Source organism: Kitasatospora sp. NA04385 (assembly GCF_013364235.1).
Taxonomy (GTDB): Bacteria; Actinomycetota; Actinomycetes; order Streptomycetales; family Streptomycetaceae; genus Kitasatospora.
This window is the reverse complement of sequence record NZ_CP054919.1, coordinates 2,124,651-2,138,015: the sequence shown is the minus strand read 5'-3', so window position 1 is coordinate 2,138,015 and position 13,365 is coordinate 2,124,651. Positions and strand designations below refer to the sequence as shown.

Annotated in this window: 14 protein-coding genes; 6 read left to right on the top strand and 8 right to left on the bottom strand. The window is 74.3% G+C overall.

Translation table 11 applies throughout. The features are described from left to right. The first annotated feature begins 42 nt into the window (after positions 1–42). From HUT16_RS09285 to HUT16_RS09275, 3 genes are all read left to right on the top strand, one after another. On the top strand, positions 43–888 hold the full coding sequence (locus HUT16_RS09285; protein ID WP_176192583.1) for a 1-acyl-sn-glycerol-3-phosphate acyltransferase: 846 nt from the start codon (positions 43–45) through the stop codon (positions 886–888). 152 nt (positions 889–1,040) lie between these two features. Continuing rightward, the gene (gene macS / locus HUT16_RS09280; protein WP_176192582.1) at positions 1,041–2,153 is read left to right on the top strand and encodes a MacS family sensor histidine kinase; all 1,113 of its coding nucleotides are present in this window, start codon (positions 1,041–1,043) and stop codon (positions 2,151–2,153) included. Continuing rightward, on the top strand, positions 2,143–2,814 hold the full coding sequence (locus HUT16_RS09275) for a response regulator transcription factor (RefSeq protein WP_176187250.1): 672 nt from the start codon (positions 2,143–2,145) through the stop codon (positions 2,812–2,814). Before macS ends, HUT16_RS09275 begins: the two co-directional genes overlap by 11 nt. A gap of 13 nt (positions 2,815–2,827) precedes the next feature. Here HUT16_RS09275 and HUT16_RS09270 read toward each other — a convergent pair whose 3' ends face one another. From HUT16_RS09270 to HUT16_RS09245, 6 genes are all read right to left on the bottom strand, one after another. Beyond that, positions 2,828–3,709, bottom strand: coding sequence for a transporter substrate-binding domain-containing protein (locus tag HUT16_RS09270; protein WP_176187248.1), 882 nt, complete (start codon positions 3,707–3,709; stop codon positions 2,828–2,830). A gap of 9 nt (positions 3,710–3,718) precedes the next feature. Continuing rightward, complete coding sequence (locus HUT16_RS09265; protein ID WP_176187246.1) at positions 3,719–4,711, bottom strand: hypothetical protein; 993 nt, start codon at positions 4,709–4,711, stop codon at positions 3,719–3,721. Positions 4,712–4,713: 2 nt separating this feature from the next. Then, complete coding sequence (locus tag HUT16_RS09260; protein WP_176187244.1) at positions 4,714–5,298, bottom strand: hypothetical protein; 585 nt, start codon at positions 5,296–5,298, stop codon at positions 4,714–4,716. Continuing rightward, positions 5,295–5,621: a hypothetical protein gene (locus HUT16_RS09255; protein WP_176187242.1), complete on the bottom strand. Its 327-nt coding sequence runs from the start codon at positions 5,619–5,621 to the stop codon at positions 5,295–5,297. Before HUT16_RS09255 ends, HUT16_RS09260 begins: the two co-directional genes overlap by 4 nt. Then, positions 5,618–5,968: a CU044_2847 family protein gene (locus HUT16_RS09250; RefSeq protein ID WP_176187240.1), complete on the bottom strand. Its 351-nt coding sequence runs from the start codon at positions 5,966–5,968 to the stop codon at positions 5,618–5,620. Before HUT16_RS09250 ends, HUT16_RS09255 begins: the two co-directional genes overlap by 4 nt. Before the next feature lie 116 nt (positions 5,969–6,084). Beyond that, positions 6,085–8,022 carry an anthranilate synthase family protein gene (locus HUT16_RS09245; protein ID WP_176187238.1) on the bottom strand — a complete coding sequence of 646 codons (1,938 nt, stop codon included), beginning with the start codon at positions 8,020–8,022 and terminating at the stop codon, positions 6,085–6,087. A gap of 305 nt (positions 8,023–8,327) precedes the next feature. Between HUT16_RS09245 and HUT16_RS09240 the strand changes: the two genes are divergently transcribed. Next, positions 8,328–9,659, top strand: coding sequence for a class II 3-deoxy-7-phosphoheptulonate synthase (locus tag HUT16_RS09240; protein WP_176187236.1), 1,332 nt, complete (start codon positions 8,328–8,330; stop codon positions 9,657–9,659). A gap of 141 nt (positions 9,660–9,800) precedes the next feature. Continuing rightward, complete coding sequence (locus HUT16_RS09235; RefSeq protein WP_176187234.1) at positions 9,801–10,049, top strand: bacterioferritin-associated ferredoxin; 249 nt, start codon at positions 9,801–9,803, stop codon at positions 10,047–10,049. 40 nt (positions 10,050–10,089) lie between these two features. Here the strand turns inward: HUT16_RS09235 and bfr are convergent, their stop codons facing one another. Next, positions 10,090–10,569: a bacterioferritin gene (gene bfr / locus HUT16_RS09230; protein ID WP_176187232.1), complete on the bottom strand. Its 480-nt coding sequence runs from the start codon at positions 10,567–10,569 to the stop codon at positions 10,090–10,092. Positions 10,570–10,859: 290 nt separating this feature from the next. Between bfr and HUT16_RS09225 the strand changes: the two genes are divergently transcribed. After that, positions 10,860–11,498 carry a sulfite oxidase-like oxidoreductase gene (locus HUT16_RS09225; protein WP_176187230.1) on the top strand — a complete coding sequence of 213 codons (639 nt, stop codon included), beginning with the start codon at positions 10,860–10,862 and terminating at the stop codon, positions 11,496–11,498. Between the two features lie 17 nt (positions 11,499–11,515). On the opposite strand, the gene pknB is transcribed toward HUT16_RS09225, so the two are convergent. Next, positions 11,516–13,252 carry a Stk1 family PASTA domain-containing Ser/Thr kinase gene (pknB, locus tag HUT16_RS09220; RefSeq protein ID WP_254898274.1) on the bottom strand — a complete coding sequence of 579 codons (1,737 nt, stop codon included), beginning with the start codon at positions 13,250–13,252 and terminating at the stop codon, positions 11,516–11,518. Positions 13,253–13,365: the final 113 nt, after the last annotated feature.

The following is a 13,365-nucleotide window of genomic DNA, read 5'->3' as shown; positions in this document are numbered from 1 at the left end:
TCCGGTCCGCACCACAGGAGGCTCCGGTTGTTCTACCGACTGATGAAGATGATCGTCGCGCCGCTGCTGCGGATCTTCTTCCGGCCGTGGATGGAGGGCGAGGAGAACATTCCGGACGAGGGTCCGGCCATCCTCGCCAGCAACCACCTTTCGTTCTCCGACTCGTTCTTCCTGCCGGCGCTGCTCAAGCGCCGGGTGACCTTCATCGCGAAGGCCGAGTACTTCACCACGCCCGGCATCAAGGGCCGGCTGACCGCCGCGTTCTTCAAGGGCGTCGGCCAGCTGCCGGTGGACCGCTCGGGCGCCCGCGGCGCCGGTGAGGCGGCGATCCGCAGCGGCATCGCGGTGGTCGAGCGGGGCGAGATCTTCGGCGTCTACCCGGAGGGCACCCGCTCGCCCGACGGCAAGTTGTACCGCGGCAAGGTCGGCGGCCTGGCCCGGGTCGCGCTGGCCACCGGCGCGCCGGTGATCCCGGTCGCGATGATCGACACCGAGAAGGTGCAGCCGCCCGGCCAGGTGATGCCCAACTTCGGCGTCCGGCCCGGCATCCGGATCGGCCGCCCGCTGGACTTCTCCCGCTACCAGGGCATGGAGAACGACAGGTTCATCCTGCGCTCGGTCACCGACGAGGTGATGTACGAGATCATGCGGCTGTCCGGCCAGGAGTACGTGGACATCTACGCGACCGCCGCCAAGCGGCAGCTCGCCGAGGAGAAGAAGGCCGCGGACGCCGACCGCAAGGCCCAGCAGAAGGCCGAGAAGGCCGAGGCGGAGGCCGCCAAGGCGGAGGCCGGGGCCGAGGAGAAGAAGGCCGAGGAGCAGACGGCCGACGAGAAGAAGGCCGAGGAGAAGAAGGCTGCGGACGGGCCGAAGGACGCCGGGGCCTGACGGCCCGTCACAGGGGGGCTTGGCTGGTGGAGGACCACAGACCCGTCGGGGTGGCGGAGGACCGCGGACCCGCCGCGGCCGCGCGCCGCGCGCCGCAGGGGGCCGGCCGGCCGGCGCCGGCCGGGCTGGCGGCGTCCGTGGTGGCCGGCGGGATGTCGGTGGAGCTGCCGCTGTGGCGCGCCATCGGGTACTTCCGGGTGCTCGCCCTGGCGTACGCGGTGCTGCGCTACCTCACCGCGTACCGGGAGTTCCTGCACCCGGTCTCCGGCTGGATCTTCCTGGGCGCGCTGAGCCTGTGGACGCTGGCCTCCACCCGGGCGTTCGCCGGGCCGCAGCGGTGCACCTGGCCGGTGCTGGGCACCGACCTGACGGTCGCGGTGACCGGCATCGTGATGAGCGGGATCATCGACACCCCGGCCCGGATCCACGCGGGCGCGCCCACCCTGCCGACCATCTGGGCGGCCGGCACCGTGCTGGGCTTCGCCGGCCGGGGCGGCTGGCGGGCGGCCGCGTTCGCCGGGGCGGTGATCGGCGCGGCCAACATCCTCGGGCACGGCGGGGTCAGCCCCGACAACCTGCACAACATCGTGCTGCTGCTGGTGGCCGGCTGCGCCATCGGCTACGTGATCGAACTGGCCCGGGCCAGCGAGGCGGTGCTCACCCGGGCGCTCCAGGTGGAGGCCGCCACCCGGGAGCGCGAACGCCTCTCCCGGGACATCCACGACGGGGTGCTCCAGGTGCTCGCCCTGGTGCACCGCCAGCAGGGCGACACCGCCGAACTCGGCCGCCTGGCGGGCGAGCAGGAGCGCGCGCTGCGGGCCCTGATGACCGGCGGCCGGCTGCCCGAGCCGGCCGAGCCGGACGGCGAGCAGGACCTGCGTCCGCTGGTCTCCCGGCACGCCGACGAGCGGATCACCGTCGCCGCGCCCGCCACGCCCGTCCTGCTGCCCGCCGCGGCCGCCGCCGAACTGGCCGCCGCGGTCGCCGCCGCGCTCGACAACGTCCGCCGGCACGCGGGGGAGTCGGCCCGGGCCTGGATCCTGGTCGAGGACGAGCCGGAGGCGGTCACCGTGTCGGTGCGCGACGACGGCCCCGGCTTCCCGGCCGGGCGGCTCGCCGAGGCGCAGCGGGACGGCCGGCTCGGGGTCGCCCAGTCGATCCGCGGCCGGATGCTCGACCTCGGCGGCAGCGCCGAGCTGTACTCGGCGCCCGGGGAGGGCGTCGAGGTGGAACTGCGGTGGCCGAGGAGTGGGCATGACGACTGAGCAGCCGGTGCGCGTGATGGTGGTGGACGACCACCCGATGTGGCGCGACGGGGTGGCCCGGGACTTGGCGGAGGCCGGGTTCGCCGTGGTCGCCACCGCGGGGGACGGCGAGGAGGCGGTGCGCCGGGCCCGGGCCAGCACCCCCCAGGTGGTGGTGCTGGACCTCAACCTGCCCGCGCTGTCCGGTGCCGAGGTGTGCCGCCGGGTGGTGGCCGCCGACCCGGCGGTGCGGGTGCTGGTGCTCTCCGCCAGCGGCGAGCACGCCGACGTGCTGGAGGCGGTGAAGTCCGGGGCGACCGGCTACCTGGTGAAGTCGGCCGGCCGGGAGGAACTGCTCGACGCGGTGCGCCGCACCGCCGTCGGCGACCCGGTGTTCACCCCCGGCCTGGCCGGCCTGGTGCTGGGCGAGTTCCGCCGGCTGGCCTCCGAGCCGGGCACCCCCGCCGAGCCCGCCGCCCCGCAGCTGACCCCGCGGGAGACCGAGGTGCTGCGGCTGGTCGCCAAGGGCCTGTCCTACCGGCAGATCGCCGACCGCCTGGTGCTCTCGCACCGCACCGTGCAGAACCACGTCCAGAACACCCTGGGCAAGCTGCAGCTGCACAACCGGGTCGAGCTGGTCCGGTACGCGATCGAACGGGGGCTGGACGAGGAACTGGGCTGAGCGCCACCGGGGTTCAGGCCGAGCAGCGGTCCCCGGCGGAGGTGGTGACCGGCTTGAAGGTGTCGCGCAGCTCCTTGTCGGTGAAGTCCGGGCCGAAGCCGAAGGACGTGCGCAGGGCGTTCATCCAGTCCGGGTCCTGCAGGTAGTCGTTGATGGCCCCGCGCAGCAGCTCGCAGGCCTTCCGGTGCCCCTTCGGCAGCACCATCATCAGGAACTGGGTCTTGCCGATGTGGGCGTCCCGGGCCACCCGGTAGGCGCGCTGCCCGCCACCGCCCGAGTTGGCGGCCACGCCCTGCAGCACCAGGTAGTCGGAGAGCACGGCGTCCGCGGTGTCGTCGTCGACCCGGGCCAGGCACTCCCGCAGGTCGGTGCCGGTGACGGTCACCCGGGGACCGATGTCCTTGAGCTGCGCCTCGGCGGTGGTGCCGCCGGTGACGCACACCCGCAGCGGCTTCAGGTCCTCGGACTTGGCGACCGCCCGGGTGTCGCCGGCCTTCAGCAGCACGCCCAGCGGGGTCTGCAGGTAGGGGCCGGCCAGGTCGTAGTCCCGCTTGAGGCTGTCGCGCTCGGAGACGTCGGCGACCACCAGGTCGACCTTGTTGTGGTTGGCCTTGCCGTCGGTGAGGGCGTCCTCCCAGTTGGCGGTGGTCACCGTCAGCGAGGTGTAGTCGAGCTTGCGGGAGCCGAGCACCTTCATGGTCAGGTGCGGCTCGAAGCCGTCGTACACGCCCTTGTCGGTGAACTCGGACATGCCGGGCCGGTCGGTCTTGAAGCCGACCTTGACCGGCAGGCTGTCGAACGGCGGATCGTCGCCGCCGCCGGAGCAGCCGGACGCGGCGGTGCCGAGCAGGAGCAGTCCGGCCGCCAGGTGGACGGCGGGGCGCGGGACGTGCACGGGGGTCTCCTAGCGGGTGAAGCGGATGCTCGGGATGTCGATGGTCTGGGTGCAGTTGGCCATGCCCGCCAGCCGCAGCGTCAGGCGCACGGCGGACCGGCCGGAGGGCACCGGGACGGAGGCCTTCGCGCCGAGGGGCCGCGGGCCGCTGCTGCCGCCCTGGTCGGTGCTGAGCTCGGCGGTCAGGTCGTTGCAGGCGCCGGTGTCCGGGTTCGCGTCCCGCAGCGTCAGCTCGGCCTCCAGCCGCTTCGCGCCCGCCGGGACGTCGACCGTGGCGAAGGCCGTGCCGCCCGGGTCGACGGTGTGCGCGGTCCAGATCGCCTTCTGGTCGGGCAGCGGCGCCGGGCCGCCGGGCCAGGACACCGCCGTCACCAGGCCGGCCGTCACCAGCAGGGCCAGGCCGACGGCGGCCGCCACCACCCGGCGGCGCTCCCGGGGCGGCGGGAGGACCGGCGGGTCCGTCTCCCGCAGCGGCGGCGGGCCGCTGCGGGACTTCTCCACCTCCTGCCGGGCGTGCCACGCCAACTGCTGCTCCTGCCGGGCCGACAGGTCCTCCAGCAGCAGGGACGGGCTGCCGATCACCAGGGCGTGGGTGGCCATCTCGACCAGCCGCCGCCCGTCGGCCCGCACCGGCGTCACCGGTGGGAAGCACAGCACGCCCGCGATCACCACCAGGTCGGCCCGCTCGTGGACGGTCAGCCCCGGCGCGCCCTGCACCCGGGCCAGGAAGGCCACCCAGTCGCCGCGCAGTTGCGCCCCGGCGACGCCGACCAGCCAGTCGTGCAGGTGGCCGATCGCGGCGGACGGCTGCCCGTGCTCCTCGGCCAGGAACTTGGCGATCCGGGCGGCGGACACCGACAGCTCGTGGTGCTGCACCTGGACGGGGTAGTTGGTGGTCTCGGCCAGGTGCCGCTCCAAGTCCGGCAGCACCGGGGCGAGTTCGTGCCAGCCCGCCAGGATGCGCTGCAGCATGCGCCGGGTCTCCCAGGTGCAGCGGTCCATCGTCACTCCTCCGGGTCGGGGTCCGGGTCGAGGTGCGGGCCGGGCGCCAGCAGGGCGCCGAGCCCGTCCAGGGCCCGGTGCGGGCCGCACAGTTCGCGGGCCCCGGCGAGCAGGGCGCGCAGCGCGGCGGCGGGGCTGCGGTGCTCCAGGCAGGCCGCGGCGAGCGCGCGCAGGTGCACGGGGGCGAGCGCGTGGTAGGGGACCCGGAGTTCCTGGCCGGGGCCGAGCCGCTCGTTCACCGCCCGCACCAGCTCCAGCCGCACCGCCGGGTCCTGCAGCGGGAACGGCTCGCCCAGCAGCCGGGCGACCGCGCCCGCGGTCACCGCCGGAGGCGCCGGCGGGGCGGGCGGCCGCGGGGGCAGCAGCGGCAGCAGCGCGGACAGCGGGGTCAGCCAGCCGCCCACCGGGTCGTCGCCGTCCGCGGTGGCCTTCACCACGCCGACCACCCGGCCCCGCCCGTCCAGCGCCATGCTGCCGCTCAACCCGCGCTGGATCCAGCCGTGTTGGACGCGCAGCCCGAGCCCGGAGGGCCCCGCCACGGTCAGCCGGGCGGACTCCGGGCCGACCTCGCCGGTCACCGGGTTCACCGCGAAGCCGTGCACCAGGACGGCCGCGCCGCCCGCCGGGTCGCGCTCGGCGAGCGCGACGGCGGGGCGCCGGCCAGGCCGGGCGCGGTGAGCAGCGCGAGGTCCGGCGGCGGGTAGGCGGCGGCGCCGGGCGCCGGGTCGGGCGGGAACAGCCGGGCGGTGCGCACCGGGTGGGCGGCCGCGCCGTGTCGGACGGTCAGCTCCGGGTGGCCGTGCACCACGTGCGCGCAGCTGACCAGCAGGCCCGCGCCGAGGTGGAAGCCGCTGCCCAGGAAGGTGCCGGCCGGGTCGGAGAAGCGGACCGCCGCGCTGTCCGGGCTCACGCGGCGGGGCGGTCGTCCGGCCGCTGCCAGCTCAGCCGGACCACCAGGCTGGCCTCGCCGGAGGCTTCCGCGAGCACGCCGATCAGGCGGCCGGACTTCACCGCCAGGGTGAGGCCGAACTCCACCTCGAAGCCGTCCGGTTCGCCCGCCTCGCGCGCCGTCTCGCGCGCCCAGCGCCCGACCGCGCGCACCGTGCGCCGCACCTCGCCGAGGCCGTGCGTGACGGCCGAGGCGGCCGCCCCCGCGTCCCCCGCCGGGCGGCCCGGGCCCGGGCGGACCGCGGCGTGCAGGACGGTGCCGTCCTCCAGGGCGATCTCCACGGTGCCGGGCACCGGTGCGTTCGTCATGCATCCCCCAATTCATGACCGGCGAGCACGATATGAATACCAGTCGGGTAGGGAGAGATCCAGGCCTTTCCGGAAGCCCGGGCGCAGCGGCGGGGGAGCGGCCCGGGCGGCGGGTTTCAGCCGCGCACGGCCGCGGCGGCGCCCAGCAGTTCGGCGACGATCTCCACGCCCTCCCGGGTGAGCACCGACTCGGGGTGGAACTGCAGGCCGGCGAAGCCGGGGCCGCGCAGCGCGTGCACGTCGCCGGTGCGGGCGTCCCGGGAGACCTCGATCCCCTCGGCGGCCAGCCGCCGGGCCGCTGCGTCGTCGCAGCGGGCGGTGAAGGTGTTGTAGAAGCCGATGGTGCGGCGGGTGCCGAACAGGTCGACCGCCTCCTGGGCGCCCTGGTACGGCACCGCCTTGCGGGCCAGCGGCAGCCCGAGCCGCGCGGAGAGCAGCTGGTGGCCGAGGCAGACCGCGAGCAGCGGCGCGGTGCGCTCCCCGGAGCGGACGGCGGCCAGCGCGTCGGCGACCACCGGGCGCAGCAGCGCCATCTTCGGGTCGGCCGGGTCGGCCGGGTCGCCGGGGCCGGGGCCGAGCACCAGCGGCCCGCGGTGCGCGGCGGCCCGTTCGCGCAGCCCGGGGGCGTCGTAGCGGACCACGGTGACGGTGTGGCCGAGCGAGCGCAGCAGGTGGGCGAGCATCGCGGTGAAGGTGTCCTCGCCGTCCACCACCAGGGTGTCGGCGCCGGGCAGCGGCGCGGCGGGCTGCTGCATCCGCAGCCAGAACGGGGCCAGGCCGGCCCGGCGGGAGTCCAGCGCGGCCTGCACCCGGTGGTCCTCGGCGAGCCGGGGCCGGGCGGCGGCCTCCCGGGCGGGCCGGGCCGGGCGGGCGCCGATCGCGGAGAGCACCCCGGCGGCCTTGGCGTGCGTCTCGGCGACCTCGGAGTACGGGTCGGAGTGCCGCACCAGGGTGGCGCCGACCCGCACCACCAGCGAGCCGTCGGCGGGGTCGATGTCGGCGGCCCGGATGCAGATCGGCGAGTCCAGCTGCTGGCCGCCGCTGGCCGAGCGGCCGATCAGGGCGAGCGCGCCGGAGTAGTAGCCGCGCCCGCCGCGCTCGTACCGGTCGATCACCCGGGTGGCGTTCTGCACGGGGCTGCCGGTGACGGTGGCGGCGAACATGGTCTCCCGCAGCACCTCGCGGACGTCCAGCGAGGTGCGGCCGCGCAGTTCGTACTCGGTGTGCGCCAGGTGCGACATCTCCTTCAGCCGCGGGCCGAGCACCTGCCCGCCGAGGTCGCCGACCGCGCACATCATCTTCAGCTCCTCGTCGACCACCATGGTGAGCTCCTCCAGCTCCTTGGGGTCGCGCAGGAACTCCAGCAGCGAGTCGGCGTCCGGGCCGCCGGCCGGGTAGCGGTAGGTGCCGGAGATCGGGTTCATCACCACGGTGCCGCCGGACTGCCGGACGTGGACCTCGGGCGAGGCGCCGACCAGCACCCGGTCGCCGGTGTGCACCAGGAAGGTCCAGTACGCGCCGCGCTCGTGCTCCAGCAGCCGGCGCAGCAGGGTCAGCGCGGTGGGGGTGGAGTATCCGGCCAACTCGGCCCGGAAATCGCGCCGGATCACGAAGTTGGCGCCCGCGCCGCGCCCGATCTCGTCCTCGATCACCCGGCGGACGATCTCCGCGTACTCCTCGTCGTCGATGTCGAACTCCCCGCCGCGCAGCTCCACCGGGGCGTCGGGCAGCGCGGCCAGCACCTCGGCCAGCGGCAGCGCGTACTGCTCCCGGACGGACAGCGCCCGCAGCGGGGTGCCGTCCTGGCGGGCCGCGAAGCCGCGTTCGCGGATCTGCGCGTACGGGACGAGGGCCAGCAGGTCGTGCCGCGGGCCGCCGTCCGGGGCGCCCGCCGGGACGGGCAGGTCGGCCAGCGCCGCGTGCTCGGAGACCTCGCCGACCAGCAGTTCGACGGTGTCGGGGGCGAGCCGGGGCGCGCGCCGGTGCAGCAGGGCGAAGGCCGGGGCGCCGGGGGCGGCGAGTCGGGCGAGCAGGGCGGTGGCGGTGGTGGTCACGGCTGCGGTGTTCCTTCCGGGAGGGGGCGCTGCGGGGGTTCCGCCGCCTCCGGGAGGCCGTGACGCTGCACACACACGCCGACGGCCGCCCCGGAGGGCGGCCGTCGTTCGTCGCTAGGGACGCGCGATCAGTGGGCCGCCCAACGGGCTGGCCCACCACCAGGAGAAGGTGTGCGTCGCGGTCACGGAGCCGACCATAGCCCACCGGCGGGCGGTGCGGGGAGGGATCACCGGGATGTCCATTTCCCGTCTCACCCAGCGGGCGGAACCCCCGCACCGCCGGTGCCACCCCGTAGCCTTGCCCCGTGACCGTGACTAACCACTCCTGGCAGTCCCTGCCCGCGGCGCAGCAGCCTGAATGGCCGGACCAAGAGGCTCTGCGCAAGACCCTTGCCGAGCTCGCCTCCTATCCGCCCCTCGTCTTCGCGGGCGAGTGCGACCAGCTGCGCGCCCGGCTCGCGGCCGTCGCGCGTGGTGAGGCGTTCCTGCTCCAGGGCGGCGACTGCGCCGAGGCGTTCGACGCCGTGTCGGCCGACCAGATCCGGAACAAGCTGAAGACGCTGCTGCAGATGGCGGCGGTCCTCACCTACGCGGCCTCGGTGCCGGTGGTGAAGGTCGGCCGGATCGCCGGCCAGTACTCCAAGCCCCGTTCCAAGAGCACCGAGACCCGCGACGGCGTGACGCTGCCGACCTACCGCGGCGACTCGGTCAACGGCTTCGAGTTCACCGCCGAGGCCCGCATCCCGGACCCGGAGCGCCTGAAGCGGATGTACAACGCCTCCGCCGCGACGCTCAACCTGGTGCGCGCCTTCACCACCGGCGGCTACGCCGACCTGCGCCAGGTGCACGCCTGGAACCAGGACTTCGTGCGCAACTCCCCGGCCGGCCAGCGCTACGAGCAGCTGGCCCGGGAGATCGACCAGGCGCTGGCCTTCATGAACGCCTGCGGGGTGGCCCCGGAGGAGTTCAAGACGGTCGAGTTCTTCTCCTCGCACGAGGCGCTGATCCTGGACTACGAGACGGCGCTGACCCGCACCGACTCGCGCACCGGCGAGCTGTACGACGTCTCCGGCCACATGGTGTGGATCGGCGAGCGCACCCGGCAGCTGGACCACGCGCACATCGAGTTCGCGTCGAAGATCCGCAACCCGATCGGCGTCAAGCTCGGCCCCACCACCACGGTGGACGACGCGCTGACCCTGATCGACCGCCTCGACCCGGAGCGCGAGCCCGGCCGGCTCACCTTCATCACCCGGATGGGCGCGGGCAAGATCCGCGACCACCTGCCGACCCTGGTGGAGAAGGTCACCGCGTCCGGCGCCCAGGTGGTGTGGATCACCGACCCGATGCACGGCAACACCTTCGAGGCCTCCAGCGGCCACAAGACCCGCAAGTTCGACGACGTGCTGGACGAGGTCCGGGGCTTCTTCGAGGTGCACCGCGCGCTGGGCACCCACCCGGGCGGCATCCACGTGGAGCTGACCGGCGACGACGTCACCGAGTGCGTCGGCGGCGGCGACGAGGTGCTGGTCGACGACCTGCACCAGCGCTACGAGACGGCCTGCGACCCGCGGCTCAACCGCAGCCAGTCGCTGGACCTGGCGTTCCTGGTCGCCGAGATGTACCGCGGCCAGTGAGCGGCCGGTGACCCGAGGGTCCCGATGTGACGAAGGCCCCTCCGCTTCCGGGTGATTCCGGGCGGAGGGGCCTTTTTCGTACCCGGAGCGCCAGGTAAGGTAAGGCTCAGTAAACCGCACCAATCGTGGAAGGGGCCGCACATGTACGTGTGCATGTGCCACGCGGTCACCGAGGCCCAGGTCAAGCAGAAGATCGACGAGGGGGCCAACACCCCGCGCCAGATAGCCCAGGGCTGCAAGGCCGGCACCGACTGCGGTTCCTGCGTGCGGCGCATCCAGGCGCTGCTCGGCGAGCACGGCGCCCGCCCCTGCCCGACCGCCCGGCTGGCCGAACGGCTCGGCCTGGCCGACCCGGCCACCGCTCCCGCCGTCGCCCCGAAGGCCGCCTGACCCCCCCGTTCGGCCCAGCCCTCCGGCCCGGTTCTCCGGCTCAGCTCTCCGGCTGCTCGATCAGCTGCGCGATGTAGAGCGCCTCGCCGAGCTTGTCCAGCAGTTCCAGCTGGGTGTCCAGGTAGTCGATGTGGTGCTCCTCGTCCTCCAGGATGGCCTCGAAGATGTTCGCCGAGGTGACGTCGTTCTTGGCGCGCATCACCACGATCCCGCGCCGCAGCCGGTCGATCGCCTCGACCTCGACCTGCCGGTCGGCCTCGAACATCTCCTTGACGGTCTGCCCGATCCGGACGTGGAACAGCCGCTGGTAGTTCGGCAGGCCGTCCAGGAAGAGGATCCGGTCGGTCAGGATCTCGGCGTGCTTCATCTCGTCGAAGGACTCGTGCCGGGTGTACTTGGCGAGCTTGGTCCAGCCGAAGTTCTCCTGCATCTTCGCGTGCAGGAAGTACTGGTTGATGGCGGTGAGTTCGGCGGTCAACTGCTCGTTGAGGAACTCGATGACCTCGGGGTCGCCCTGCATGGCCTGCCTTCCTGTCCGCATTCCGGTCGGTGTCCGGATGCCCCGAATCGTGGCAGTTGAACGGGTGCGCTTCCAGTAAGTTCACGCTTACAGCCGCCCCGGAGATCGCCCTTTCCGGCCCGTCGGAACCGCTCTGAGCTGCGGTGACGTCGAAAGCATTGGGCCGTTCGGGGGTATCTCGCCCGAACGCCCGCGCGGATTCGCCCCGTGTTCCCCCCCTCCGCCGCGGCGGATTTCCCCGGGGGCGCGCAACGGGGGCGCCCGTGGTGCGGCGCCCGCCGTCTGTCACCATGGGGACCATGGGTCAGCGCGAACCGGAACAGCAGCCGACGACTGACCCGAGGCTCCCCCCGGGGCAGCGGCCGCAGCGCGGCTGGCCGGTCCTGCACTACGGGCCGGTGCCCCGGTTCAAGCCGCAGAGCTGGGACTTCCAGGTGTTCGGGGCCACCGCCGACGCGGAGAAGGCCAGGTGGGACTTCGCCGGCTTCCACGCCCTGCCCAAGACCACCGTCCGCGGCGATCTGCACTGCGTCACCAAGTTCTCGATGCTCGGCAACGAGTGGACCGGCGTCGCCGCCAAGACCGTCCTCGACCTCGTCCCGCCCGACCCGTCGGTCACCCACGTGATGGTCTGGGCCGAGTACGGCTACAGCGCCAACCTGCGGCTGGCCGACTTCGCCGACCCGTCCACCGTCCTCGCCACCCACCACGACGGCCGCACCCTCACCCTGGAGCACGGCTTCCCGGTCCGCCTGGTGGTGCCCCACCTGTACGCCTGGAAGGGCCCCAAGTGGGTGCGCGCCGTCGAGTACATGCGGGCCGACCGGCGCGGCTTCTGGGAGGAGCGCGGCTACCACAACCTCGCCGACCCCTGGCGCGAGCAGCGCTACTCCTACCAGGAGCAGCCCGGGGACGGCCCGCTGCGCTGAACCCCCGGGGCCGGGCGTCAGAACAGGCTGATGGTGATCGTCACGGTGCTGCCCTGCTTCGCCGGGGTGTTCGCCGCGGGGGACTGGCCGGTGACCTTGCCGAGCGGGATCAGACCGGCGATCTCCGGCACGAACCCGGCGTCCTGCAGGGCCTTCGAGGCGTCCTCCTTGCCCATCCCCTTGACGTCCGGCACCACGTGCATGCCCTTGGAGACGGTCAGCGCCACCGGCGAGCCGGGCGACTGGCTGCTGCCGGCCGCCGGGTCGGTGGAGATCACCGAGCCCTTCGGCACGGTGTCGCTGTACTCCTCGCGGCTGGTGCCCGCCGTCAGCCGGGCGTCGCCCAGCGCCTTGGCGGCGTCCGCCTGCGGACGGCCGGTCACGTCCGGCACCGCCACCCGCTCCGGGCCGCGCGAGAGCAGCACCTTCACCCCGTCGCTCTTGCGGACCTTGGCGCCCACCCCCGGGTCGGTGGAGATCACCGAGCCGTTCGGCACCGACTCGCTGAACTGCTCGCTGAACGAGCCGTGCAGGCCCTGCCGGTCCAGCGTCGCCGCCGCCTGCTCCCGGTTCTGCCCCAGCACGCTGGGCACCGTCGCGTACACCGCGCTGGACAGCGCGTACGTCACGCCGCCCACCACCAGCAGCAGCGCGACCAGCACCGCCGACCAGGCCGCCGGGTGGCGGCCGAAGGCCGAGCGGGGGGAGCGGCGCGGCCGGCCGCGCGGCGGGTCGTCGTTCACCACCGGGCGCACCGGCGGCAGCAGCTCCGGCGGGACCTCCAGCACGCTGGTGCGCTCCAGCGGCGGGAGCTGCTCGAGCACCGCGGTGGCCTCGCCCGGGCTGTAGCGCGGGGTGGGCCGGGTCGAGGCGGGCGGCTCCGCGTCCAACTGCTCGACGGGCAGCGAGCGGCGGGCCCGCTGCACCGCGGCCAGCAGCTCCACCGCGTCCCACGGCCGGGCCTGCGGGTCCCGGGAGGTCGCCGCCGCCACTATCGCGTCCAGCTCCGGGCCCACCGCGGGCGCGGTCAGCGACGGCGCCGGGACGTCCTCGTGCAGGTGCCGGTACATCACCTGGGCGGCGTGCTCCCCGGTGTGCGGCTTGGCGCCGGTCAGCATCTCGTACAGCAGGATGCCCGCCGCGTAGACGTCCACCCGCTGGTCGGTGGGCTCCTGGCGGATCTGCTCCGGCGCCAGGTAGGAGACGGTGCCCAGCAGCTGGCCGGTCTCGGTGGCCGAGGCGCCCGTCGCGTCGCCGCCCTCCAGCACCCGGACCAGGCCGAAGTCGGCGACCTTCACCATGCCGTTGTCGGTGATCAGCACGTTCTCCGGCTTGACGTCCCGGTGCACCAGGCCGGCCCGGTGCGCCGCGCCGAGCGCCGCCAGCACCGGCTCCAGCACGTCCAGCGCGGCCCGCACCGACAGCGCCCCGCGGTCGCGCAGCACGTCGCGCAGGTTGCGGCCGGGCACGTACTCCATCGCCATGAACACGGCCCGCGGGTCGGCGCCCTGGTCCAGCACGTTCACCACGTTCGGGTGGGCAAGCCGGGCCACCGCCTTCGCCTCCCGGATGAAGCGGGCCGTGAAGTCGGCGTCCCCGATCAGCGAGGGGTGCATCAGCTTCAGCGCCACCGTCCGGTCCAGCCGGGTGTCGGTGCCCCGGTAGACGGTCGCCATGCCGCCGACCGCGATCCGCTGCTCAATCCGGTAGCGGCCGTCGAGCAGCACGCCGTGCAGGGGGTCGTCGAGGGTCATGTCCACCAGAGGAGTGTAGGGGTCGGACCGGTCGCCCACCGGGAGCGGCCGGATGTCGGGGCGGACCGGCGACCGGCCCGTGCCCGCAGGGACGCCCCCGGGGCGGTGGTCGG

Excerpts from the sequence above, each read along its gene's own strand:
- HUT16_RS09285 (WP_176192583.1), top strand. The coding sequence starts at position 43 with ATGAAGATGATCGTCGCGCCGCTGCTGCGGATCTTCTTCCGGCCGTGG.
- macS (WP_176192582.1), top strand. The coding sequence starts at position 1,041 with ATGTCGGTGGAGCTGCCGCTGTGGCGCGCCATCGGGTACTTCCGGGTG.
- HUT16_RS09275 (WP_176187250.1), top strand. The coding sequence starts at position 2,143 with ATGACGACTGAGCAGCCGGTGCGCGTGATGGTGGTGGACGACCACCCG.
- HUT16_RS09265 (WP_176187246.1), bottom strand. The coding sequence starts at position 4,711 with ATGGACCGCTGCACCTGGGAGACCCGGCGCATGCTGCAGCGCATCCTG.
- HUT16_RS09250 (WP_176187240.1), bottom strand. The coding sequence starts at position 5,968 with ATGACGAACGCACCGGTGCCCGGCACCGTGGAGATCGCCCTGGAGGAC.
- HUT16_RS09235 (WP_176187234.1), top strand. The coding sequence starts at position 9,801 with ATGTACGTGTGCATGTGCCACGCGGTCACCGAGGCCCAGGTCAAGCAG.
- bfr (WP_176187232.1), bottom strand. The coding sequence starts at position 10,569 with ATGCAGGGCGACCCCGAGGTCATCGAGTTCCTCAACGAGCAGTTGACC.
- HUT16_RS09225 (WP_176187230.1), top strand. The coding sequence starts at position 10,860 with ATGGGGACCATGGGTCAGCGCGAACCGGAACAGCAGCCGACGACTGAC.
- pknB (WP_254898274.1), bottom strand. The coding sequence starts at position 13,252 with ATGACCCTCGACGACCCCCTGCACGGCGTGCTGCTCGACGGCCGCTAC.